Consider the following 775-nt stretch of genomic DNA (forward strand, 5'->3'; position numbering starts at 1 on the left):
TAACGCCTGCATAACACGTTTACTACTATACAATTATACTTAAAATTGATGCCTTAAAACGAGAAACACCCGACAACCTGAGATGCCGAGTGTAGTAAATCGTGTTGATGCATTTGTTATATTTTACTACGCCATAGCAAAATTGATCGTGTGCACCTTAGTTAAATTCACGTTTTGCTTTGCTTGCCATAAATCGTAATTGTCTTGCATTGTTAACCAACTTTCAGGCGTACGACCTAGTGATTTTGAAAGACGTAATGCCATTTCAGGTGAAATTGAACTCTTACCCTTTATCACTCGATTTAGAGTTGAAGCAGCTACATCAAGTTGTTTAGCAACAAAGCGGCAACTATAGCCAAATGGTTCCATATAAACGTCATGGATAAACTCACCTGGATGTGGGGGATTGTACATAGCCATTAATGGTAATCCTCGTAATTTAAAATGTAAGCATTACCATCGACAAACTCGAAAGTAACACGCCAGTTACCATTTACTGTAATTGACCAAATTCCATCTCTATCCCCTTTCAGAGGATGAAGTTTGAAACCCGGCAAATCAACATCATCAATAATGGTTGCAGTGTCTATCGCGGCTAATTGCATTCTCAATTTGCGATCATGTTTCGCTTGAATACCCGCTTTACTGCCAGTCTCAAAAAACTTTTTAAGACCTTTGTGCTTAAATGTTTTAATCATACGAAGAGTGTAGCGCGTTGCGCATTGTGACGCAAGTTTCAATAAAAAATATAACGCCTGCATAACACGTTTGCTAC

General features: G+C 38.3%; 2 protein-coding genes. Both read right to left on the minus strand.

What is annotated here, in order from left to right:
- Window positions 1-126: 126 nt before the first annotated feature.
- Entirely contained in the window at window positions 127-420 is a 294-nt protein-coding gene (locus tag PVK62_RS17405) for a HigA family addiction module antitoxin (RefSeq protein ID WP_017023495.1), read from the minus strand.
- Window positions 420-775, minus strand: a 356-nt coding sequence (locus PVK62_RS17410; RefSeq protein WP_274445638.1) for a type II toxin-antitoxin system RelE/ParE family toxin, incomplete at its 5' end; no start/stop codon positions are given. The genes PVK62_RS17405 and PVK62_RS17410, both read right to left, overlap by 1 nt.

Origin of the sequence: Aliivibrio sp. S3MY1 (assembly GCF_028765575.1) — a bacterium.
Lineage (GTDB): Bacteria > Pseudomonadota > Gammaproteobacteria > Enterobacterales > Vibrionaceae > Aliivibrio.

Bases quoted from the DNA above. Each gene is read 5' to 3' on its own strand.
- PVK62_RS17405 (WP_017023495.1), bottom strand. From the start codon at position 420: ATGGCTATGTACAATCCCCCACATCCAGGTGAGTTTATCCATGACGTT.